18 protein-coding genes, 1 tRNA gene and 6 pseudogenes are annotated in these 23,449 nt (G+C 33.8%); 13 read left to right on the plus strand and 12 right to left on the minus strand.

Features of this window, described 5'->3' with window-relative positions:
- Nucleotides 1-30: 30 nt before the first annotated feature.
- Together WP_RS00225 and WP_RS00230 are read right to left on the minus strand one after the other, a co-directional pair.
- Nucleotides 31-903: an IS982-like element ISWpi16 family transposase gene (locus tag WP_RS00225; RefSeq protein WP_007301954.1), complete on the minus strand. Its 873-nt coding sequence runs from the start codon at nt 901-903 to the stop codon at nt 31-33.
- Between the two features lie 443 nt (nt 904-1,346).
- Nucleotides 1,347-2,175 (minus strand): annotated as a pseudogene (locus WP_RS00230) (Mur ligase domain-containing protein); the annotation flags it as partial.
- A gap of 26 nt (nt 2,176-2,201) precedes the next feature.
- Here WP_RS00230 and WP_RS00235 point away from each other — a divergent pair.
- On the plus strand, nt 2,202-2,870 hold the full coding sequence (locus WP_RS00235) for a septal ring lytic transglycosylase RlpA family protein (protein WP_012481726.1): 669 nt from the start codon (nt 2,202-2,204) through the stop codon (nt 2,868-2,870).
- 426 nt (nt 2,871-3,296) lie between these two features.
- Nucleotides 3,297-4,526 (plus strand): annotated as a pseudogene (locus WP_RS00240) (IS256-like element ISWpi15 family transposase).
- A gap of 141 nt (nt 4,527-4,667) precedes the next feature.
- On the opposite strand, the gene WP_RS00245 reads toward WP_RS00240, so the two are convergent.
- Nucleotides 4,668-5,075, minus strand: a complete 408-nt coding sequence (locus WP_RS00245; protein WP_007302832.1) for a hypothetical protein — start codon at nt 5,073-5,075, stop codon at nt 4,668-4,670.
- A 161-nt stretch (nt 5,076-5,236) separates the two neighbouring features.
- On the opposite strand from WP_RS00245, the gene ubiH reads away from it, so the two are divergent.
- Nucleotides 5,237-6,394 carry a 2-octaprenyl-6-methoxyphenyl hydroxylase gene (gene ubiH / locus WP_RS00250; RefSeq protein WP_007302833.1) on the plus strand — a complete coding sequence of 386 codons (1,158 nt, stop codon included), beginning with the start codon at nt 5,237-5,239 and terminating at the stop codon, nt 6,392-6,394.
- Between the two features lie 250 nt (nt 6,395-6,644).
- Nucleotides 6,645-7,444 (plus strand): annotated as a pseudogene (locus tag WP_RS07915) (transposase); the annotation flags it as partial.
- Between the two features lie 3 nt (nt 7,445-7,447).
- Here WP_RS07915 and WP_RS00260 read toward each other — a convergent pair.
- Nucleotides 7,448-8,320 carry an IS982-like element ISWpi16 family transposase gene (locus WP_RS00260; RefSeq protein WP_007301954.1) on the minus strand — a complete coding sequence of 291 codons (873 nt, stop codon included), beginning with the start codon at nt 8,318-8,320 and terminating at the stop codon, nt 7,448-7,450.
- A gap of 95 nt (nt 8,321-8,415) precedes the next feature.
- Here WP_RS00260 and WP_RS07920 point away from each other — a divergent pair.
- Nucleotides 8,416-8,571 (plus strand): annotated as a pseudogene (locus WP_RS07920) (IS5 family transposase); the annotation flags it as partial.
- Nucleotides 8,572-8,693: 122 nt separating this feature from the next.
- Here the strand turns inward: WP_RS07920 and WP_RS00265 are convergent.
- Entirely contained in the window at nt 8,694-9,632 is a 939-nt protein-coding gene (locus WP_RS00265; RefSeq protein ID WP_007302834.1) for a gamma-glutamyl-gamma-aminobutyrate hydrolase family protein, read from the minus strand.
- Between the two features lie 60 nt (nt 9,633-9,692).
- Nucleotides 9,693-9,765 (minus strand) — tRNA-Phe (locus tag WP_RS00270).
- Nucleotides 9,766-9,839: 74 nt separating this feature from the next.
- Here WP_RS00270 and coaD point away from each other — a divergent pair.
- Together coaD and WP_RS00280 are read left to right on the plus strand one after the other, a co-directional pair.
- The gene (coaD, locus tag WP_RS00275) at nt 9,840-10,346 is read left to right on the plus strand and encodes a pantetheine-phosphate adenylyltransferase (protein ID WP_007302835.1); all 507 of its coding nucleotides are present in this window, start codon (nt 9,840-9,842) and stop codon (nt 10,344-10,346) included.
- 71 nt (nt 10,347-10,417) lie between these two features.
- The gene (locus WP_RS00280) at nt 10,418-10,627 is read left to right on the plus strand and encodes a zinc-finger domain-containing protein (RefSeq protein WP_007302836.1); all 210 of its coding nucleotides are present in this window, start codon (nt 10,418-10,420) and stop codon (nt 10,625-10,627) included.
- 15 nt (nt 10,628-10,642) lie between these two features.
- Here WP_RS00280 and WP_RS00285 read toward each other — a convergent pair whose 3' ends face one another.
- From WP_RS00285 to WP_RS00295, 3 genes are all read right to left on the minus strand, one after another.
- Nucleotides 10,643-11,269: a phosphatidate cytidylyltransferase gene (locus WP_RS00285; RefSeq protein WP_007302837.1), complete on the minus strand. Its 627-nt coding sequence runs from the start codon at nt 11,267-11,269 to the stop codon at nt 10,643-10,645.
- Nucleotides 11,259-11,954 (minus strand): polyprenyl diphosphate synthase, encoded by a 696-nt coding sequence (gene uppS, locus WP_RS00290; RefSeq protein WP_007302838.1) that lies wholly within the window; start codon nt 11,952-11,954, stop codon nt 11,259-11,261. The genes WP_RS00285 and uppS overlap by 11 nt, the downstream gene beginning before the upstream one ends.
- Before the next feature lie 276 nt (nt 11,955-12,230).
- A complete protein-coding gene (locus WP_RS00295; protein WP_007302839.1) occupies nt 12,231-13,448 on the minus strand; it encodes a hypothetical protein in 1,218 nt (405 codons plus the stop codon).
- 143 nt (nt 13,449-13,591) lie between these two features.
- Between WP_RS00295 and odhB the strand changes: the two genes are divergently transcribed.
- From odhB to WP_RS00320, 5 genes and pseudogenes are all read left to right on the plus strand, one after another.
- Nucleotides 13,592-14,764, plus strand: a complete 1,173-nt coding sequence (gene odhB / locus WP_RS00300; protein WP_007302840.1) for a 2-oxoglutarate dehydrogenase complex dihydrolipoyllysine-residue succinyltransferase — start codon at nt 13,592-13,594, stop codon at nt 14,762-14,764.
- Between the two features lie 68 nt (nt 14,765-14,832).
- The gene (locus tag WP_RS00305; protein ID WP_007302841.1) at nt 14,833-14,994 is read left to right on the plus strand and encodes a hypothetical protein; all 162 of its coding nucleotides are present in this window, start codon (nt 14,833-14,835) and stop codon (nt 14,992-14,994) included.
- 294 nt (nt 14,995-15,288) lie between these two features.
- A pseudogene (tnpA, locus tag WP_RS00310) lies at nt 15,289-15,707 on the plus strand (IS200/IS605 family transposase).
- Between the two features lie 107 nt (nt 15,708-15,814).
- Entirely contained in the window at nt 15,815-16,660 is an 846-nt protein-coding gene (locus WP_RS00315) for a hypothetical protein (RefSeq protein WP_007302842.1), read from the plus strand.
- Nucleotides 16,661-17,078: 418 nt separating this feature from the next.
- Nucleotides 17,079-17,855, plus strand: coding sequence for an enoyl-ACP reductase FabI (locus WP_RS00320; protein WP_007302843.1), 777 nt, complete (start codon nt 17,079-17,081; stop codon nt 17,853-17,855).
- A 418-nt stretch (nt 17,856-18,273) separates the two neighbouring features.
- On the opposite strand, the pseudogene WP_RS00325 reads toward WP_RS00320, so the two are convergent.
- Nucleotides 18,274-19,512: pseudogene (locus tag WP_RS00325) on the minus strand (IS256-like element ISWpi15 family transposase).
- An 89-nt stretch (nt 19,513-19,601) separates the two neighbouring features.
- The gene (locus WP_RS00330; protein WP_007302774.1) at nt 19,602-20,780 is read right to left on the minus strand and encodes a hypothetical protein; all 1,179 of its coding nucleotides are present in this window, start codon (nt 20,778-20,780) and stop codon (nt 19,602-19,604) included.
- Between the two features lie 118 nt (nt 20,781-20,898).
- On the opposite strand from WP_RS00330, the gene ychF reads away from it, so the two are divergent.
- Entirely contained in the window at nt 20,899-21,993 is a 1,095-nt protein-coding gene (ychF, locus tag WP_RS00335; RefSeq protein ID WP_007302773.1) for a redox-regulated ATPase YchF, read from the plus strand.
- Nucleotides 21,994-22,035: 42 nt separating this feature from the next.
- Here ychF and WP_RS00340 read toward each other — a convergent pair whose 3' ends face one another.
- Nucleotides 22,036-23,382: a hypothetical protein gene (locus tag WP_RS00340; RefSeq protein ID WP_007302772.1), complete on the minus strand. Its 1,347-nt coding sequence runs from the start codon at nt 23,380-23,382 to the stop codon at nt 22,036-22,038.
- Nucleotides 23,383-23,449: the final 67 nt, after the last annotated feature.

Below are 23,449 nucleotides of genomic sequence, written 5' to 3' on the forward strand. Positions count from 1 at the left end.
CCAAATCACCTAATCTACCTCAGTTATGGATTAGCCGATAAAGAAAGGCATAGAAATAGAAGGCTTTTTGGACTGCATGGAGTAGGAAATCAGAACAGAAAAAACATGAATTAGGAAATTTGTTGGCGATCTATGTCTTGTATGCTCAATCTCAAATTTGTTTTTCAAGGAATCAAAAACAGTCTCAATAATCGACCTTTTCCTTAATAAAATCTTCTCTTTAAGTGAAATTAGTGCGTTTTTCATACCTTTTTTTACTTTAGTGACTAACTTTAGGCCTCTATCGAAGAGTTTCTCAAAAAGCTCTTTCTTTATATAGCCCTTATCTCCAAACAAAAGTCCGGTCAGTCTTTTAGTGAGAGTTGGTAAAGGTTTTCTGTCATCAACGTTACCTTTGGTTAGGGTAAGTGCTTGAATTTCACCAATTTCGTTAATCACTAAGTGCAACTTGAAGCCAAAAAACCAACCATACGTACTCTTACTAATTTCTGCTAGATGATTAAAAACTTTATTCCTAGAGATCCTTTTTTTGTGGCAAACGGCAATCGTAGAGGTGTCGATGTAGGAAGTGCCGGTCATTTTCGCTTGTTCACAGAACCATTGCAAAAGTAATGCTAAATACCACAAAACTCGCGGCTTTAAGGCAATAAATCTGTGATATGAAGGCAGCTTTGAAAACTCTGATCTATAGAATAACTGAAGATAACAAAGATAAAAAGCCTTGAAGTTTTTACATGGTGATTTATGGTATAACAGGATTATGGTTAGAATTTCTGAGTGCGCTATTTCTGGTACTCTGGTTGGTTTTTTGCCGTTTGATAAGAACCTATTTGCAAAATTATCATCTACCGCACGACAAAAATCCTCGACGCAACAGTACAGTTCTGTAATATCTTTCTTCATGGGTAACCTCTTATTATTACTAAAATACTCGAGTTTACCCTGTTTCCCTCTTCTTAGTTATACTTTTATCTATTTTCTAATCCATAACTGAGGTTAATCTATATTAGTTAAAGAGTATTATCTTGCTCATGCGTCTAAAGTTTGAGAGCCAATTTTCAGCAATCCAATCAAATTCCAATTTTTTTCAAACAACTGTTTCTTGCTATTTTTGTACCTTAAAAAATTTAGCTTACTTTTACGCTAGCTTGTTCAAATAGCATTAGTACGATTTACTTTTTTTGAATGTAGAGATTTTCTAGGGATTGTCCTCTTAAATTCTATAGTATCTTGTTTAACATTGAAACGAGAATCCAGTTTCAAGCATTGAAGTGACGAATCAAGAGCTGCTTTTATTCCACCACTCTCAACTACTCGAGTAGTGGACAATGGAATACGATTACTTTCGTTTATACTAATCAGCACGTCAAATTCTATGCTATTATTGTGTTGTTTGATGTTGCTAGCTCTAATTTTACCATTTCCAAACCAAAACTTTATAGAATTACTCGCATCATGATTGATGTCTGCAGAATCAGGCAAAATAGCAAAATTCGCGTTGTTTACAAATCTAGAAAACGCATTTTTGATGTCGTTAAATGTACCGTAATGGTCTATATGGTCGTCATTAATACTTGTTACAACAGCAATATCTGCAGGAATTTTTAACATAGTTCCATCAGACTCATCAGCCTCAATTAAGAAAATGTCACTTTTGCCAAGTTTTGCATTACTCTGATAGGAATTTAATATTCCTCCAACAATTACAGTGGCGTCAGCACCAGAATGATCAAAAATGGAAGCAATCATAGCTGTCGTCGTCGTCTTGCCACTTGAACCTGAAACTGCTATCACATATTTACCTTTCATAATTTTAACCAGCATGTCTGACCTATGCAAAACGGTTTTATTGTTATTTCTTGCTGCAACTAGCTCCACATTATCAGGTTTTATTGCGGAAGAATGTACAACTATTTGAGCTTGTCTAATACTACTTGCATCGTGACCAATATAGACCTCTATACCTAATTTTTGTAACCTATCTATATTGTCGTTTGATCGCGTATCACTGCCTTGAACTTTATAACTGGAATTATGAAGAATTTCAGCAATTGCGCTCATTCCAATTCCACCTATACCGATTATATGTATTACTTCTTTTTTAGTGCTGTGCATATTTGGCAGTAGACGTTTACTTATTACTAAATTTATTATAGTATAATTTAAAATCCTCATGGTATCGAACCATTTCACTAAGTACAATGATAAAAAAACTAGCCTTTCTATGTCTAATATTCGTTTTGATGAGTAGTTGTAGTTTTAGCAATAGGTGTAATCACACCGCAGGTCATTATAAAATTGGCAATAGCTATACAATAAATGGTATCACCTACCACCCAAAATACTGTAGCTGTTATGAGGAAGTAGGAATAGCATCGTGGTATGGAATAGAAGATCATGGCACAATTACAGCTAACGGTGAAGTGTTTAATCGTCACTTGATTTCTGCAGCACATAAGACCTTGCCCCTACCCTGCTTTGTTCGTGTTACTAATTTAGAAAATGGAAGAAAGCTTGTTATAAGAGTTAATGATAGAGGGCCATTTGTTGAAGGTAGAATAATAGACTTGTCAGAAAAAGCAGCACAAGTTTTAGGACTTCATAAGTCTGGGCTTGCGAAGGTAAAAGTCGAGTACTTAAGAAAGAGGTCAGAACAATTGATACAAAATACTCCTCATTACAAAAGGCAATATGAAAAAGAAATGCAGAAACGTCACCCAAAACAAAACAATGCAGAAAGTAAGGGATATGTAGCATTTTTTGTAAACGCTCAGGTAGCTAAATCAGCTGCATCAAAGCTTCGTAATCAAGGAATAGAAAATGTTAGATTGCTTTTCAAGAATGATCAATATTGCGTAAAAGTAAGTTAAAACCTGCATTACAGATTGTGTAGCATGACAGAAACTATTTGACAAATGAGAATGTTCCAAAAGCATGTGCGTTAAATTGAGAAACTATCGTGAAATATAGCAATATTTAAGATTGGTATTTTATTTGTTACATTTCAGGTAGTGACAGCTACCTCAGATGTAGCTGTAAAAAATAATCTACCACTTAAGAAATTTCATTAAAAAAAATAGCATAATCTTATTTCTCTAAAAAATACTATCTTCAACTTGAATATGTTGAAAAATATTTTGCGTATTATCCAAAAAGTCATCCTTTATAGCAGCTAGCTCGGATTGTTTTTGAGATAGATTATCTTCTATTGTTCTATTAAAACAGGGAGTGTTAAATAAACTGTGTCAAACCGAAAAAAAAGTAATAAATTGATATAAAAAAATGGAGGTTTGACAATGAGTCAGAAAGTAGTAAACAGAACTACCGGTTTGGTAGATTATAAAGAATTAGAAACAAATATCCTGTCGTCTATACGAGAAGGAAGACCGTTGACAGGAAGAGATGGAGCATTAACACCGTTTATAAAAAAGTTGCTGGAGGTAAGCCTGGAAGGTGAAATAGAAAACCACTTGTCGGCCGAAAGCGAAGAGAATAATCGAAGAAATGGGAGGAATGCAAAGACTTTACGTACAAGCGCAGGGTAATTTGAGCTTTTGACGCCAAGAGATAGGGAAGGAAGTTTCGAACCACAAATAGTCAAAAAAAGGCAAACAAACTTACATCCAGAGCTTGAAACGAAGATTTTGAGCACATTTGCCAGTGGTATGGGCTATAGAGATATAGTGTCACATGTTGAGGAAATTTATGATCACAAAATATCGGCGGCAGAGATATCAAGTATTACTGACAAATTGCTACCAGTAATCAACGAATGGCGTAGTCGCCCGCTGCAGTCTGTATATCCGATAGTTTTCATGGATGGCATGTTTTTTAAAGTCAAAGAGGACGGGCATTGCGTAAGTAAATGCATGTATAACATATTAGGCATAGATCAAAATGGCAAAAAAGAAGTATTAGGTTTTTATTTGGCTGAAAGTGAAGTTCTGGTTGGGAGTGCTAAATGACCTCAAAGAAAGAGGAGTAGAAGATATCCTTATTGCCTGCGTTGATGGGCTGAAAAGCTTTCCTGCAGCTATAAACAGTGTCTTTCCTAATGCGGAAGTGCAGATGTGTATAGTGCATCAGATACGCAACTCACTGAAGTATGTGGCCAGTAAAGATGCGAAGAGTTTTTTGAGCGATTTAAAGAAGGTATATCAAGCTTCAAGCAAGGAAATTGCCGAGAATTATCTGTTGGAATTGGATGAAAAATGGGGCACAAAGTACCCTATGGTTATAAAATCTTGGCAGAATAATTGGGAAAACTTGTCTGGTTATTTTAAGTATTCTGGTCCAGTTAGGAGGATAATCTACACCACCAATCCCATAGAGGGGCTACATAGGCAAATTAGGAAATTCACTAAGACCAAAGGCTCATTACCAGCATAAATGCCTTGTATAAGCAGGTATATTGTGCTATAAAGAAGGTAGAGGAAAAGTCGACGATGCCTGTACATGATTGGGCATTAACTATCTCTCAACTTGATGTTTTCTTTCCTGGCAGATTGAAAATTGAGTTGAACTAAAAATGCGGTTTGACACAGTTTATTTAACACTCCCTTAAAACAATCAAGATCATTGCACTTTAGTTGAGAGCGCATGTCTCTATTTTCATATAAACCTCGTATAACGTCATAATATGCTCGAGTTTCATCAGTTTCTGGTTGTTACTTTTCTTTGAGTATTGCCTTTAATTTTGAATCTATGTCTAATTCTCTTTTTATAGCTTCAGTAGAATTTTTATGATATTTTTCATAATCTTCAAAACTTTTTAATATTTTACCTTTGATTTCATTTTGTAACATCTTTAGCAAATCTTTAGCATGAGGTTTTTCAATTTTTTCCTTCCACTCATCATACGTATATTCTTGTCGACTACCATATTTTTTATCTTGACACTCACTTCCTATGTTAAACAGCTCTTTGTTACAGATTTTATCACCCTTATAAAAGTAATCGCTTATATTAATTTTATCGCTAGTTAAAGTTTGTCTAATTGCTGCTTTATTTTCTGCAAGTTCTTCTCTGTACTTGCTAATGCAATTTAGTAATTCTTTTTTGCAATCTGTAGTCATAATCTAGCTCCTTTAATAAAATTAGACCTAATTTAGTGTAAAATAATTAATATTTTATTACTATTTTGGTTATAACTAAGATAGTAATGAGAAGTTCAGTGTCTACAAAGTTCGTTTAAACTATTTTCAAAATGGGTATAATATAATTTTAGGTTAATAAAATGAATTACGATGTAATCATTTCAGGTAGTGGGCTAATTGGTCTTATTACTGCTATTGGCCTGAGTAATGACTCTGTATCTGTAGCCGTAATTGAGAAAAATAGTTTACCACGTGCAGTTGATGATAATCGAGCATTTGCCATTTCTCAAGGATCAAAAAAAATACTAGAAAAATTAGGGATTTGGCGGCTCTTAGAAGGCGAAACTGAACCAATACTTGATATATGCATATTAGATGGAGATAGTCCATTTACTGTGCATTATGACCATAAAATGGTTGGTGAAGAGCCAATGGGCTATGTAATCAAGAGCGCTATTATATGGAATGCAATCAATAAAAATTTTTTGCATAAACTCAATATATATTCTCCACGTTCCTATAAAACAATCTCTTGTGACGAAGGATACATGGAAGTTACTCTTGATAATGATCAAAAATTGATATCATCACTATTTATCTGTGCTGAAGGTAAAAACTCTAGGTTGCCAGAGTTGTTTTCTATACCAATGATAAAATTTGATTATAAACAAAATAGCATGGTATTTAATGTAAAACATGAATTACATCACCAAAACTTAGCTGTAGAGCGGTTTTTTCCTGGTGGTCCATTTGCAATTTTGCCAATGAAAGGTGGCTATACTTCTTCAATAGTTTGGACAGAAAAATGCGAAATTTCAAAAATGCTGATGAGCTTATCCGAAGAGGAATTTGTCATAGAACTCAAAAAAAGATTTGGTTCTTATTTGGGAGAAATTGAATTAGAGGGTGAAAGAAGATTCTATCCTTTGAGTTTTTCTTTTGCAAGAAAGCTGCATAAAAGCAGAATTTTGCTGATTGGCGATGCAGCACATTCAATCCACCCGGTTGCAGGTCAAGGACTTAACCTTGGAATGAGAGATGTAGAGAGTGTTATTAGACAAATAACTGCTGCAAAATCCTCTGGCATTGATGTTGGCAGTAATTATCTATTGAAGAAAATTTCATATGACAGATACTTTGATAATTTTACTATGGCACTTGCAACTGATGGACTAAATAGAATATTTTCCAACAGAATACTTTGCGCTCAAGTTCTGAGAAATCTTGGTTTAATGGTAGTTGAAAATTCAGATTTTCTTAAAAAAAGCTTCGTTCGACATGCTATGGGGTTTATATAAATCATTAGATTTCTTTCATCATAATCAGGTATCATTAGAGTAGTTGACACTGGAGCTCAAATTCCATAATGTCATGCCAGTGCCCAGACACTGGCATCCAGAAAAATTTATAAGCAAACTTGAGTTATGCTAAATTTGATGAAACGAAAAACTGGATTCCAGTGGGCTTTGTTGCACCACTCAAGGAAAGAACAGGCAGTTACTGATGGAATTTGTTATAAAATAGATATTTAGCCGACAAAGGAAAAATATGCCAATAAGAATGAAAGTCAGTAACTGCAATGAATATAACAAATTTCTTCAAGAAAGGGGAAATGTTTTTCATTATATCAACGATGCCATTGAAAATTGGTACGAAAATAGTCCAAAAGTAGCAGGTGGCAACAATGTCTACAGCGACAAAGTAGTGATTCTAATTCACATAATAACCTATCTATTCAGGATTGGTCTTAGGCAAACAGTGGGATTTATAGAGAAATATCTTGAGCAAATAGGGAAAATTTTGCAAATTATCAGCTATTCGCAGGCTTCAAGAAGGTTTAAAAAGCTTAATATCAAAATCAACGACTGCAGAGTTGATAAGAACGATATGGAAGATATTGAAATTGCTATAGATAGTACAGGTATCAGCATCTACAATAATATTCCAAGCCATAGTAAGGCAAATGGTACAGATAGAAAGTATCGCCGCTATGAGCAAACAAGATGTAATGCTAGAGATAGGTAGTAAAAAAGTTATAGCTGCAAAATACAGTAGTGGAGTTTATTCCGACCACTATGGAGCCTGTGATCTTATTGAAAGAGTGGATACCAAGTATAACATAAGCACGATATATGCAGATAGATCGAAAGAAGTTATACAAACTGTGCGATGAGCTTGACATAAAGACAAGGATTCCTCCGCAAAATAATGCAGTAGAGCATCCAAAGTTGGATTATATGAATGAGAGAAATTCTACAATCAAGCTCATAAAGTCATATGATGAAGATGGTATGAAGAGGTGGAAAAAAGAGATAAATTATTGGAAGAGATCTTATAACCTCAGTTATGGATTAGCCGATAAAGAAAGGCATAGAAATAGAAGGCTTTTTGGACTGCATGGAGTAGGAAATCAGAACAGAAAAAACATGAATTAGGAAATTTGTTGGCGATCTATGTCTTGTATGCTCAATCTCAAATTTGTTTTTCAAGGAATCAAAAACAGTCTCAATAATCGACCTTTTCCTTAATAAAATCTTCTCTTTAAGTGAAATTAGTGCGTTTTTCATACCTTTTTTTACTTTAGTGACTAACTTTAGGCCTCTATCGAAGAGTTTCTCAAAAAGCTCTTTCTTTATATAGCCCTTATCTCCAAACAAAAGTCCGGTCAGTCTTTTAGTGAGAGTTGGTAAAGGTTTTCTGTCATCAACGTTACCTTTGGTTAGGGTAAGTGCTTGAATTTCACCAATTTCGTTAATCACTAAGTGCAACTTGAAGCCAAAAAACCAACCATACGTACTCTTACTAATTTCTGCTAGATGATTAAAAACTTTATTCCTAGAGATCCTTTTTTTGTGGCAAACGGCAATCGTAGAGGTGTCGATGTAGGAAGTGCCGGTCATTTTCGCTTGTTCACAGAACCATTGCAAAAGTAATGCTAAATACCACAAAACTCGCGGCTTTAAGGCAATAAATCTGTGATATGAAGGCAGCTTTGAAAACTCTGATCTATAGAATAACTGAAGATAACAAAGATAAAAAGCCTTGAAGTTTTTACATGGTGATTTATGGTATAACAGGATTATGGTTAGAATTTCTGAGTGCGCTATTTCTGGTACTCTGGTTGGTTTTTTGCCGTTTGATAAGAACCTATTTGCAAAATTATCATCTACCGCACGACAAAAATCCTCGACGCAACAGTACAGTTCTGTAATATCTTTCTTCATGGGTAACCTCTTATTATTACTAAAATACTCGAGTTTACCCTGTTTCCCTCTTCTTAGTTATACTTTTATCTATTTTCTAATCCATAACTGAGGTTTATATAGAAAGTTTTTTCTCGCGACTGAAGCAAATATTTGGATTTAGTTTTAGGAATAAATCTGAGATTAATCGTGAGAAGGAACTGCTACTCAAGTGTTATTTGCTTAACAAATTTACTGAAATAGGCATGGCTAAGTTTGATATAGCTTCATGAATTTATTATACATTACCCACTATCCGAAGAGCTGTGCAACAAAGCCATCCCAGTGTCAAGCACTGGGATGACAAGAAGAAAGAGTACTGGCATTACATTAAATGATTCTCCTTATTTTAGCATTAAACGCGATGAAGAAAATCATTTATAATCGCTATAGCAACTAGTGTTGAAACCTGACGTACCTTTTGGCTTGACAAACGAGAGTTTTTATCTGATTTGACAACAAGGGCTTCTAGATGACTTTGAAAGTAAATATTACTATGCTTATCTTCGATAGCTTCTATTAATCCGTCATTGGCAAACGCTGCAATTTTATATCCAAGTAGCTCTAGCCTTCTTCTATTCTCTGTAGTATTACTTACTGTACCTGAATGAGCATTCGGAAAATAAGTTGAAAACCAGCCATTTTGATTAGGTAGTAAAAATCTAGCTACCACTTTTTCCAAACTACTACCTGGAACAATTTTTATCTGCTGAAGAGGTATATTCTCTTTTTGTGGATAGGATGCTGATTTTAAATGATTCTTCTCATCATTAACAACATTTGTTATTTCAATTTCTTTTGCATGCATAATGTCTTGTAAACCACCGCATATGGCAAGCAAATGAATTGTAGGATTGTCATCTACTATTTTTACAATTGCTTCATTCACAAGCTGGCGGTAAGGGTTAAGAGCTGAATGAAAGTTATCTGAAATAAATATTCTGTTTATCTTTTGCTCTTTGATAAATTTTGCAACTTCAACTTTTATTCGATCTAGTATCAGCTTTTTTGCCAATATTTCATCTTGTTTTGCGAACTCTTCTTGGATTTCTTTTAGATTAATTATTTTGTCGTAGTCAATGAATATAGTTTTAACCCCAAAATTATTGAATATCTCATAGATATTTTGAGATTCATCTGTTTGCAATAAACCAACAATTATATTATAATTTACTGCATTTTCCACTGTCAAAGCAGGTAATTCTTTGTTTACTTTTTCACTATAAGCGATATTACTTAATAGTAGAAATGTAATTAATAGTATATTAAATATTCTATTGTAACATTTATACATTATTTCCTAAATAATTATATTAATATTATAATATATTATAGAACATTAAGAAAAAGAATGTGGCCTGAGCAGGAATCGAACCAGCGACACAAGGATTTTCAGTCCTTTGCTCTACCAACTGAGCTATCAGGCCAACTACGTACTTTCATTTTTAGATAAAAAACGTTATCATGTCCATCAAAAGTTTTTGAAGTATAGAAACAAAGAATGAACATTAGTAACAAAATAGGAATTTATCCTGGTACATTTGACCCCATAACTTTTGGGCACCTTGACATAATAAAAAGAGCATGTAAGCTAGTCGATAAGTTGATAATTGGTGTTGCAGAGAATGTTAATAAACATACTAATTTTGACATAAGACTGCGCACAAGCATGGCTAAAAATGAAGTGAAAGGAGCAGGAATTGATGCAGATATTATATCCTTTAATGGGTTGCTAGTGAAGTTTGCCAAAGAGCAAAATGCTTCTGTTATTATTAGAGGACTGAGAGCAGTATCGGATTTTGATTACGAGTTTCAAATGAGTTGGGTAAATTATAAGCTCTTTCCTGAAATCGAAACTATATTTCTTCCTGCATCTGAGGATACTCAATTTATCTCATCAAGTTTTGTAAAGGAAATAGCGAGATTAGGAGGAGATGTTAGCAACTTTGTGTCAAAAAGTGTCCAAAGTGAATTGATTAATCTAAATAGGGTAGAAAATGGAGAATAAGTATTTGTTGTCTTTTTTATTTCCAAACGAGTATGTTAGATGTGTAAAATATTGTAAGCTAAAGGAGAGACATGTTAAAAGTGAGGGATAATAATGTAATAGTTTGCTGCCGTGGTGATGAAAATGATGATGGTTCTGGTCATCCAATAGTATACTTACACAAAGAAGGAGAAATGTATTGTCCTTATTGTAATAAGTCAATGGATGAAATAGTGAGTGCCGAAGAATTTCAATCTGTTGAGGTGAAAGTAATAAGCAAGAAGGAAAGAACCAAAGGTTAATAGTACTTCATTTTTTTAGCTTATGTAAATAGCAATGAGAGGGGCAGTAAAAATGAAACTATCCATACGGTCGAGTACTCCTCCATGGCCTGGTATAATACCTCCACTATCTTTAACATTGTAAACTCTTTTGATGAGTGACTCAGTGAAATCTCCAAGTTGGGCTAGAATAGCAACTATCAAACCAATTATTGGAGAATAAAAAATTGGAAATAAACTCAAAAATATTGAGCCAAAAATTGTACACACTATTCCAGCTAAGACTGCACCAAAAAGTCCTAACCAAGTTTTCCCAGGGCTAATGATTGGACAAATTCTAGTTTTACCAAAATTTTTGCCGAAAAAATAGGCAGCAATATCGATGCTCCAAATAGTTAAGATAAGCCATACTAATGCATATTTTCCCTGTGGTAGATTATATAGGCATATTAGCGAGGCATTTGGTAGTGCGATTAATAGTAATGCGAAAATGTATAAGATTCTATTGCCCTGAGTTAGATTATACCATTCAAAAGAAGATAAAACTGCAATTGAAAAAATTAGTAGATAAAATGATAAATCACTGAAATATGTAGCAAAAGAAAATATGAGTAATATTACTATTGAGGACAATATTCTAACCATAAAGTTATTATCTACCATATTTTTTTTCTCTTTTTGTATAATCTTCTAGTGCTTTGGTCAAATCTTGACAAGAAAAATCGGGCCACAAAGTATCACAAAAATACAATTCAGCATAAGCTGCTTGCCATAATAAAAAATTGCTTAACCTTTTTTCGCCACCAGTGCGAATTAATAAATCCAATTTTGGCAAATCTTTAGTATACAGAAATTTTTCAAATTCCTCTTCCAATACGCAATCAATATTTCCTTTTATGACGTTGTTGATAGCATGTATAATTTCCTGCTTTGCTCCATAACTAACTGCAACAGTGAGTAATAGACCATCGTTCTTATGTGTCACTTCTTCTGCTTTTTTGATTTGATCGAATATTTTACTGGGCAATAGACTTAAATTGCCAATAAAATTTAACTTAATGTTACAATTGTAAATGAATTTCATTTTATCTTCATTAGTTAAAGTGTAGTAAAATAAATTAAATAGGTAGTCTGTTTCGTTTTCAGATCTGAGCCAATTTTCCATGGAAAATGCATACAAAGTTAAGTAAGGTATGGCCAGGACTGTGCAATGCTTAGCAATATCAAATGCAACCTCACTGCCTTTTCTATAGCCATCAATTTTTACCCTTCCTTGATTGTTTGCCCACCTACCATTACCATCCATAATAATTGCTAGATGTTTTGGCAGAGATTCTAGATTCAACATTTGAATTCAACCTGTTCTAATTAGCTTAATGTCTATATCTCTGTATGAAACGTTCACTATATCCACCTAAAACTATATTATTACTGAAAAATCATTGATAGTCTATATTACAAAAATTTTCTCAACCTCGGTGTCAGCTGCCAGTGATTTTACTAAGAAATATGGCAAAAATGGTCTAAATTGAGCGTGTTTTCTTAATTTGATGCGTATGGTTTATTTAACACCCTCTTAAATTTATAAAGCAAAACCTTGGATATAAACACTTTTTAAGCTATGTCATGATATGTAACTGACTTGCATTTTTTCTTTCCGTGTCCCACTTAAGACATTACTAGGCCCATTTTTATCTTCTAGTAGTTTTATAATATCGCTAAGACTAGAATGACTACACATGGATTTTAACTCTTCAAAAGGAGTAAAACCGATTCCATTAACAACTTTCTGATTTCCTAGTAATTCTATTGTATCTACGTAGTTAAGATTATCACGATAAAATATGAGTCGAAATTTTTTAATGTTAAAAGAAATGATATTCTCAACAACCTCCTGATTTTTTAGTAGTCTTACAATATCGCTAAAGAGAAACTTATCATTACAAAGTATGAATTTAAGTTTTTCATAATCAATAAAATTGATGTGCTCAACAACTTGTTGATTTTCTAGCAACCTTATAATCTTGTAACTGCTACTAGTATAATTGCTACTATTAAACTTATCGCTATTATGAATGAGTTCAAATTTTTCATAATCAATAAAACAGAGGTATTCAACAACTTTTTGATTTCCTAATAACTCCATAATATTTTCACCACTAAACTTATTACTCTTGAGTATAAGTTGAAGCTTTTTATCACCAATAGAGTTAATTCGATCAATAGAACTCTGATCTTTTAGTAATTCTGTAACATTTTGCTCACTAAGCTTACCATCACTCTCAACTATCATCCATTGAATAAGACGGATATTCCTAATATCATTTTGATTTTTTGGTGGTATTCCCACATCTGCATCGTTGCAAAACTGAACATCATCAACATGTTTTTCATTAATTCCTTTATTTCCTAGTGCTTCTTTAGCGAAGTTATTCGGATCATTTTTTTCATCTTCCTCGTAATCATAATATCCATAATTTTCTCCATTCTCCTCACTATCACTACTTTCGAATTCATTGTTGATATTGCAAATCTTTCCACCTTTTAGTATTTCTAGAATATTGTGCTCCGCAGGTGCATTATTTAGCATGGACCTAAACATTTCATCATCATAATCGTTGATGTGATTAACAATGCTCTCATCTAATAGTAATTCTTCAATACCTTTGTGACTAAACTTATTATGATACTTGCATAAGATTTTAAGCTTACTGTAATCCATTGAATTGATGCCATCAACAACTCTTTGATTTGATAGTAATTCTCTGTTATAAGTCTTACATATCAGTTGAAGTTTTTCGTTATATAAGTCTTCTGCATTGCCTGCCTTATCAAAATCCATAATCTTATTTCAATTTACTTAGTATTTTAATTTTGCATGTATTAGGAGGAAAGAATCAAGCATAAGGCCTAATGAATTTATTAGTTTATTTATGTTTCTTTTCATGTATAAATTTATAGAAAGTTTTATATAGAAGTTATTTTATGAGCAAAATTATAGAAATCAGAGCGCCAAAAACTCTTGGTGGTGAATCAGTTACGGAAGGTATAGTAAAAATAAAGAAAAATATCGGCGAAGCAGTAAAAGTAGATGACTTGATCTTTGAAATTGAAACTGATAAAACGGCGCTAGAACTAACTGCAGAAGCTTCAGGACAAATAACTGAATTTTTTGTGAAAGAAGATGATATAATTAGCCCTGATCAATTACTGGCAAAACTTGCTGCAGGAGAAGTAGAAGAAGAAGTGAAAAAAGAAGATAAAGGCGAAGGCCCTGATAAAAAAGATGCCCCTTCAGCTCGTAAAATTATGGAAGAAAATGCAATTAGTGCAGAAAATGTAAAAGGAACTGGCATGGGAGGTAGAATAACTAAAGCGGATGTGATAGACCATATGAGTAAAGCTGAACAACCTTCGGTAAAACAATATGAATCGCCAAAAAGTGTAGTAAGTGGAGAGAGAAGAGAAGAGCGAGTGAAAATGAGCAAAATAAGGCAAGTAATAGCTGCTCGTTTGAAAGCATCGCAAAATACTGCTGCAATACTGACCACGTTCAATGAAATTGACATGAAAAACGTCATGGATCTGAGGGCAAAGTATAAAGAAACTTTTGAAAAGAAATATGGAATAAAACTGGGTTTCATGTCGTTTTTTATAAAGGCAGCAGTGCAAGCACTAAAAGAAATTCGTGAGATTAACGCTGAGATTTCAGGTGATGAAATTGTATATAAAAATTACTATGACATAGGTGTTGCTGTTGGCACTGATAAAGGTCTTGTTGTACCAGTTATTCGTGATGCTGATCAAATGTCATTTGCTGAAATTGAACTAACTTTAGTTGCTCTTGGCAAAAAAGCACGAGAAGGTAAGCTGCAAGTATCGGAAATGGAAGGTGCAACATTTACTATCTCAAACGGTGGTGTATATGGTTCACTTCTTTCTACTCCGATAATAAACCCTCCGCAATCTGGAATACTTGGCATGCACTCAATACAAAATAGGCCAGTTGCTGTGAGTAGCTCAATTGAAATCAGACCTATGATGTACATTTCCCTCTCTTACGACCACAGAATAGTTGATGGCAAAGGAGCAGTTACTTTCCTTGTTAAAATCAAAAATTACATAGAAGATCCAAATAGATTGGTTTTGGAAATTTAAACAGATTAAAAAAAGACAAGTAAGTTTTTCTGAAGTTTTTAAGGTGGGTGTTACAGCTGTACAAACATTTGTTTATAAAGGTAACTTATACGAAAAATGGTCAGTACGAGCATTGTGATTTAGGCCTAAAAAATGCGAGTAGCCCATTTGGTGTTATCCAAGTAGCTGACACTGGGATCCAAATTGCAAGTAATGCATTAGGTTGGGTGAGTATAGGTCTTGCGTTATAGAATAACATCATTTACTATGTGCCATATTGCAATGTTTGTAAAGTTGTGTGTGTGGTCCACCAAAAGGGTGTCAGCTACTTGCATGACACTATCTGCTATTTTTCCTTATCTGAATGAATACAAAACGGTTTTTGGTTACTCACGAAATAGATTTGTCCATTTTGCTCTTATTATTTAAAACGCTTTTATGTCAAATATATCAAATTTTTATTGTCCCAAATTTGGGAGAAAAACCCTGGACTTGAAGTCCATCCTTTTAAGAATATAATTTTAAGGTGAAAAATCTGAAAGAATGTGGAATATTATAGAAAAAGCAGTCACTCTGTATATATATCACATAGTGTGGATAACAAAATATCGATATCCAGTACTAGTTGGAGATATTGGACAGAAAGCTAAAGAAGTTGTACAAGAAGTATGTGCAAATAATCAAGTAGAAATTATCAGAGGTAGAGTTGCGTCAAGTCATGTACACGTATACGTTTCTGTACCCCCATACTTAAGTATTAGTAAGTTAGTGCAGTTAATAAAAGGAAAAAGTTCCAGAAAAATCCAGCAAAACTTTCCAGAGCTAAAAAAGAGATATTGGGTTGTGGGCAGTAGGCTACTTTGTCAGGACTAGCGGAAATGTAACTGACGAAATGATAAAAAATTATATTGAAAATCACTCTAAAAAAGAAGATAAATTTGGTGACTTTCAAGTCGAAAGTTAGCATTCTATGCTCTCTCTCAATCTTTGGATTTTAATCCATAGTGGTTGAATTGACATATGTTAAAAACATTCTAAGATAAGACTATTTATAGAATAAGGGGGTATATAATGTTAACTAATTCTTTTAAAAAAAGTTTTGAAGCTGTTCAAGGTATATCTGAATCAGTATCGAGTGATAAACCGAATAGGACTTTCAATTTTCCTCCGAATAATAGGGTGAGAGCAGATGATCATCCATTTTTAGGTACCAAGCATGACCGCAAAATTGAATATTTAGATTGTGATGATGAAGAGTCAAAAAGGCGAATTCTTGCTGATAGCTCTCCTTATAATTCAGAAAATGAAAATCACGGTAAATATCTAAAAGGCAAGATTATTGATGAAACTAAGCAAGAAATTGCTCAACACATAGAAAACAGTGATGTAGAATCTGTACAGCTTAGAGTGAGAAGTCCAATTAGAACTATGTTGACTGCAAGAACTGTGCTGAATGATAATAAAGGAAAAATAAACATTAGTAATATTTTAACTAATGATTTTTTTGAAAGCAATAGGATAACGGCGGTTACATTGTTGCTACCTGGAGATGAAAAAAGAGGAATGCGTGGACGAGTTGATGAGCATGGAGTAAGAATTTATGAAGTAGCTAATGGCTCATATAACATGACTTTGAATTGGTACGATGAAGAAAAAGAATGTAAAATGAAAATTAATATTAGTGATGACGGTTCTATCAAGCTTATTGAAAGCAATGATATCACTTGGGAGCAAATAGCTGCACATAAAGAAGTAAAAGTAGGAAAACAATACGAAGCGAAGTCCTTGTATGATGCACTATCCTACTTACGTAAAGAAGGTTCTGAAATAGTAAAAGTTTCACAGAATCCTTCAACAAGTATGGAAAGTGTGACTATATCAAAACAACTTTCTTCTGCTCAAGGAGTAAGTAAATAAGAAGACTTTATGAGCTGCTTGCAAATATAGGCAGCTTATATTTCAGTATCCTTATTTCATGTTCTCTAGAGTATTTTTATTTCCTGTAATCTTTTTATAAAAACCATAGGCGCCAGTTGGTTTTAAAGTAAAGGTCAAGTATCTGGAATTCTGGACATAAAATCCTCCTGTGTAAAAAAAGTTAGAAAAAAATGCAGTGCATATACGACAGATATACACTGAAGAATATATTTTTTAATAAATTTGATTAAAAAGTCTGCAGACTAAAGATAGATTTTGAGCTCTTAAAATATCTCTAATTGTAATTATAATGAGGTTGGAAATATGCGGAAGTAATTTTTATACGTTAGCTACAGTTAAAACATAATTGACTTTGCCTAGTTAATATTTCAAATTATAAAAAAGGCAAATAATTTCTATGATATTGCAGGGTAAAAAAGGGTTAATAACCGGAATAATAAATAAGAGGTCAATAGCATATGGTATAGCAAAGACTCTCTCAGAGCACGGAGCTGAGCTTGCAATCACTTATCAAAATGAAGTAATAAAAGAGAAATTATTACCAATAGCGAATGAATTAAATGTGGAGCTAACACTACATTGTGATGTTTCAAATGAGGAAATCATACATAGTGCTTTTAAAGAAATAGAGGAAAAGTGGGGTGCTATTGATTTTTTGGTACATGCAATAGCATATTCTGATAAAAATGAGCTCAATGGTAAATACGTCGATACTTCACTAAACAATTTTCTCAATGCAATGCATATATCGTGCTATTCTTTTACTGCTTTAGCAAAAAGCGCCGAAAAAATGATGTTAAATGGTGGTAGTTTACTTACTTTATCTTACTATGGTGCTGAAAAAGTTATGCCAAATTATAATGTGATGGGTTTATGTAAAGCAGCACTTGAAGCAAGTGTAAAATATATAGCATGTGATCTTGGGCCAAAGAACATCAGAGTAAATGCAATTTCTGCTGGTCCAATCAGAACTTTGGCATCTTCTGGAATAAGTGACTTTCACTCCATATCGGAATGGAATAGAATTAATTCTCCACTTAGACGCAATGTTACAATAGAAGATGTTGGCAAGGCAGCACTATACTTATTAAGCGACCTGAGTAGTGGTACAACTGGAGAAATTTTACATGTTGATTCAGGGTATAATGTTGTGGGAATGAAGATAGTAGACTAATACAGTACTGCAGATGCATGTGAAGCCTGTGTTTTTTTGTTATCCGAGTAATTGACATTGGAGCCCAGTGTCAGCTACTCGAATGACAACATTTTTTAATTAAATCTCGCACATTAACCATAGAGTTATTATTTTATAAGTATTTGTTGCTGCTGATCTTCTATTTTTACTTCCTCCATTTGGGTTAAGGGATTGTGCGTGAGGGTTGCTCTTGAAGTTGCCTTGCAAGGAAAAAGTCTTTTTCCTCCCGATCTTGGAGTTGCTTTGCAAGCAAGAAATCCTATTGTTCTTGTGTTTGTTTTGCTAAGACTTTATTCTTATTAAGCAGTGGTTAAAAATGAGCATGGCTTTTATTATAGAATGCCCCCCTATAGAAGTATATAGGGGAGTGTTAAATAAACTGTGTCAAACCGCATTTTTAGTTCAACTCAATTTTCAATCTGCCAGGAAAGAAAACATCAAGTTGAGAGATAGTTAATGCCCAATCATGTACAGGCATCGTCGACTTTTCCTCTACCTTCTTTATAGCACAATATACCTGCTTATACAAGGCATTTATGCTGGTAAATGAGCCTTTGGTCTTAGTGAATTTCCTAATTTGCCTATGTAGCCCCTCTATGGGATTGGTGGTGTAGATTATCCTCCTAACTGGACCAGAATACTTAAAATAACCAGACAAGTTTTCCCAATTATTCTGCCAAGATTTTATAACCATAGGGTACTTTGTGCCCCATTTTTCATCCAATTCCAACAGATAATTCTCGGCAATTTCCTTGCTTGAAGCTTGATATACCTTCTTTAAATCGCTCAAAAAACTCTTCGCATCTTTACTGGCCACATACTTCAGTGAGTTGCGTATCTGATGCACTATACACATCTGCACTTCCGCATTAGGAAAGACACTGTTTATAGCTGCAGGAAAGCTTTTCAGCCCATCAACGCAGGCAATAAGGATATCTTCTACTCCTCTTTCTTTGAGGTCATTTAGCACTCCCAACCAGAAGTTAGCTCCTTCACTTTCAGCCAAATAAAAACCTAATACTTCTTTTTTGCCATTTTGATCTATGCCTAATATGTTATACATGCATTTACTTACGCAATGCCCGTCCTCTTTGACTTTAAAAAACATGCCATCCATGAAAACTATCGGATATACAGACTGCAGCGGGCGACTACGCCATTCGTTGATTACTGGTAGCAATTTGTCAGTAATACTTGATATCTCTGCCGCCGATATTTTGTGATCATAAATTTCCTCAACATGTGACACTATATCTCTATAGCCCATACCACTGGCAAATGTGCTCAAAATCTTCGTTTCAAGCTCTGGATGTAAGTTTGTTTGCCTTTTTTTGACTATTTGTGGTTCGAAACTTCCTTCCCTATCTCTTGGCGTCAAAAGCTCAAATTACCCTGCGCTTGTACGTAAAGTCTTTGCATTCCTCCCATTTCTTCGATTATTCTCTTCGCTTTCGGCCGACAAGTGGTTTTCTATTTCACCTTCCAGGCTTACCTCCAGCAACTTTTTTATAAACGGTGTTAATGCTCCATCTCTTCCTGTCAACGGTCTTCCTTCTCGTATAGACGACAGGATATTTGTTTCTAATTCTTTATAATCTACCAAACCGGTAGTTCTGTTTACTACTTTCTGACTCATTGTCAAACCTCCATTTTTTTATATCAATTTATTACTTTTTTTTCGGTTTGACACAGTTTATTTAACACTCCCGTATATACTATGAAGACTTATCTTACAGGTTGTGGTACTTGTTGTTGATAAAATGTTTTTTCTACACGTGCTTCTTCCACACTGCACCTTCTTGATAAGACTGGCTCCTCAAGGCATTTTATACGTTGCTGTACATCATTAATGCACTGCCATATAACATCACCAATTTTTCCATCAGCATTTTTTGCCAATAACTCATCAAACTCCCTCTCAATCTCTACTCTCTCAGAGATATCCTTTGAAAGATCACAATATTCCAAAATTTCATCTATCTGAAGTTGTTTTGCTAATAGAAAGTCTTCTTGCTCCTGCTGCTGTTTTATTAACTCTTGAGTTACAATTTTAGCCCTAGAGTAATGATTTCCTTCAAGATATATTGTTTCTCTCTCTTTACTACCCCATAACTCGTCATTTAATTTATAACTCTCACGATTAAACATCTGATTTAGTTGATCATTGTTTATCATTTCAGGATTTGGTTCAAACTTTTGTTGTTTCTCTCTGCCGCTAACTTTACAATGGACATTAATTTCAATGTTGGCTAAAGAAGCTAATAATTGAATTTCTTCAATAAAAGGAAAATAACTTTTACTTTCTATTGCTTCTAGATAGGATTGATAGAGTTCAGGTTTGTCAAGAAATGAGCGTGTAATAAAATCACTGTTATATTCGTTATAGTCACTCTCACCAATGCCATCAAGAGCCTCTGCATATTCACTTAGATTAAGCACAGCTTGATTATGCGATATATTAAATTTGCTAACAGCTCTACTTACTAACCTCTTCACATTACCTTCAGCATTTTCAATTTTCCTATTTGTTTGCTTAACCAGACCCTTTATTTTATCAGACTTGCCAGTTAAATCCCCTGGCTTATTAAAAAACATATTAAAAACCTTTTCTAGCTGATCCTTTAAAGGAGCTGGCATACTTGGATCATCTAAAGACGTAAATCGACTTAAAAATTTGTGCCATTCCATTCTCATATCTTGCGCTCTTTCAGCTTTATATGTACCAGAACTGTTATCACCAAACACTGCATGAAAAAAGCAATTGCCATCACCTGCAGTATCATATTTAACTACTTGGTTATTAGAAGGTTCTTTTTCTACATTACTCTCTGAAGTCTTGCGTCCTTTAGCATTTTCAATACTGTCAAAACCATTTGGTAATTTCCGTTTTCTAAGCCCAACCATAATTTCTACCTTAATTCAAGCTATATGTTATTATATTAACTAACTTATTAATAAGTAACTAATTAGGTATAGCAAAAATTTTTTAATTATGCAATAATTAAGGCTTTAAATAGCAAATATGAGCTTTAACTGTGGTATAGTTGGGTTACCAAATATAGGAAAATCAACTTTATTTAATGCACTTACAGAGTCAAGTGCAGCTGAAGCTGCAAATTATCCTTTTTGCACAATCGAGCCAAATGTTGGCAAAGTGCCAATACGAGATCAGCGTTTGAAACAAATTGCCTCGATTGCTCACTCAGGGAAAATAATCTACAATCAACTGGAAGTTGTCGATATTGCCGGCTTGGTTAAGGGTGCGAGCAAGGGTGAAGGACTAGGAAATAAATTTTTGAGTCATATCAGAGAAGTTGATGCCATTGTTCATCTGCTCAGGTGCTTTACGGATGACGATATCAGCCATGTAAACAGTAAAATAGATCCAATATCAGATGCTGAAATAGTGGAAATGGAGTTAATTCTAGCTGATATTGATAGCATAGAAAAAAGGCTTCCTCAATTGGAAAAGAAAGCAAAGCAAGGTGATAAAGAGCTAAAGAGACAACTTGAATTAATGCAAGAGGTATTAGCTACTTTAAAATTAGGTAAACCGGCAAGAAGCTTGGAGAATATCGATGAAGATAAGATGAAGTTGCTTCAATTGCTAACAACAAAGCCTGTTATGTATGTATGCAATGTTGAAGATACGAATATCATAACTGGTAATGAACTATCTAAAAGGGTGGAAAAAATGGCGGAAGAAAACAAAAGCAAATTTTATTGTATTTCAGCGAAACTTGAAGCAGATATTGCAAATCTTGATAGTGAAGAGGAAAAACAGAATTTTTTATTAGAATTTGGCTTACAAGAATCAGGACTTGATGGAGTAGCACGTATTATGTATGAAGTGCTAAGTATGATAACTTTTTTTACTGTGGGCCCCAAAGAAGCACGTGCATGGCCAATAAAGATAGGATCAACAGCTGACAAAGCAGCAGGTGTAATTCACACTGATTTTGAAAAGGGCTTTATAAAAGCAGAAACCATAAGCTTTGAAGACTATATAAAATATGGAAGCGAATTAGCTTGCAAAGATGCAGGGAAAATTCGCTTCGAAGGCAGAGACTATATAGTGCAAGATGGTGATATAATGCACTTTAGGTTCAATGTGTAGTATACATCTAACTCCCAAAGAACCAGGGAATCGAGCCTTTCTTTATGGCTTCCTCTTCGCTGATCCCTGTGGTTGTATATTCTTCTCTTCCTCACATAATACGTTCTCCAGACATTCTTCTAAAAATTCATGTAAAGCTTTACCTTCTACAAGCACATCTTCGCTTTGCTCAGCTAATTTCAAAATTTCGTCTAGTTCAACATCTTTACCATTAATAGTTGCCTGACCAATCTCAATTTCACTAAGATTTACATTTAAACTAATAAAGCAGTTAACAGAATTACCTTTCCCATCTTCTGCACTCCACCTAATTTTCATATCGCATGTTGCATCTTTTGCAAAGCGGTAATTTCTTTTTCCATTATCATTCTTCTCAACCGTTGCTATTCTTTTATCGTTACTGTATATTTCTACTATCTTTACCTCATTTTTATTTCTTTCCATCCCTTCAATTTTGTCAGTGAAAAGACGGCTGATTTCTAAGCTACACCCAGGCTTAGAAATATTAATACTAAGATGATCATAATGATTAAGAGAACGTTTTGCATATGCGCATGGCACATAACATCCATCAAAAAAGGCAACTGCACTATCAGTTTTGAGAAATTCCTGTCCGTTACTCATCCCTTCTTCGACTCGAAGAAGATATCTACCCAACCTCTTTTTAAAATTCTTTCTCTTGTCTTCAGGAATAGACTTTTCATTCAATATACTTATTATTTCTTTTTGCTTACTTAATACTACATAATTAAAAAGGAAAATGTTCTTATTCCATCGATAATAATTCGCTATTTTGTCAAATGGATCTGCAGGCCAGCCTTTATTATAATTTACGTTATCCTTATCATCTTTACACAAATTATCCTTAAGGCCAAAATTCAATTTTCTAAAATCTGATAATACTTCTTCTACCCTATCTTCAAAAAATTGAAGTTTATTTTGAAATTCTTTCCCATAATTCATTTTCTCATTTATTTTAAGAAGATATTCACTAAATTTCTTCCTAAAATTTTCTTGATCTTTGTGGGCAAGCCTCTGATCTAATATATCTGTTATGTATTTTCGCTTATTCAATATTACGTAGTTAAAAAGGTCACTTTTTTTCCTCCTTTCATAATCTTCTGCTATTTCGTTAAAACACTCATTACTGTTCTTAAAATCCAATTTTTCGAAGTCTTGGAGCACGTTTTTTACATCATCCTCACTAAATTGAAGATTTGTTTGAGGAGACACGTCAGTTCTACTTTGATCATCAAGTTGAGGATTTTTTTTAGTAGATTGGACTAATAAACTTTCTGTGCTGTTAGAGAAAGAATGATTATTTTCTTCAGATTGAGAACTTTTCTTTTTAGACGTATTAGTAAAAAAATTAGTTAGTGAACTAAACATTAAGCACCTCTTAGTATTACTATCTAACTATAACTTAATGCCAAATGTTGTAAAGCTAAAATTAATA

It is taken from the genome of Wolbachia endosymbiont of Culex quinquefasciatus Pel (assembly GCF_000073005.1).
GTDB lineage: Bacteria > Pseudomonadota > Alphaproteobacteria > Rickettsiales > Anaplasmataceae > Wolbachia.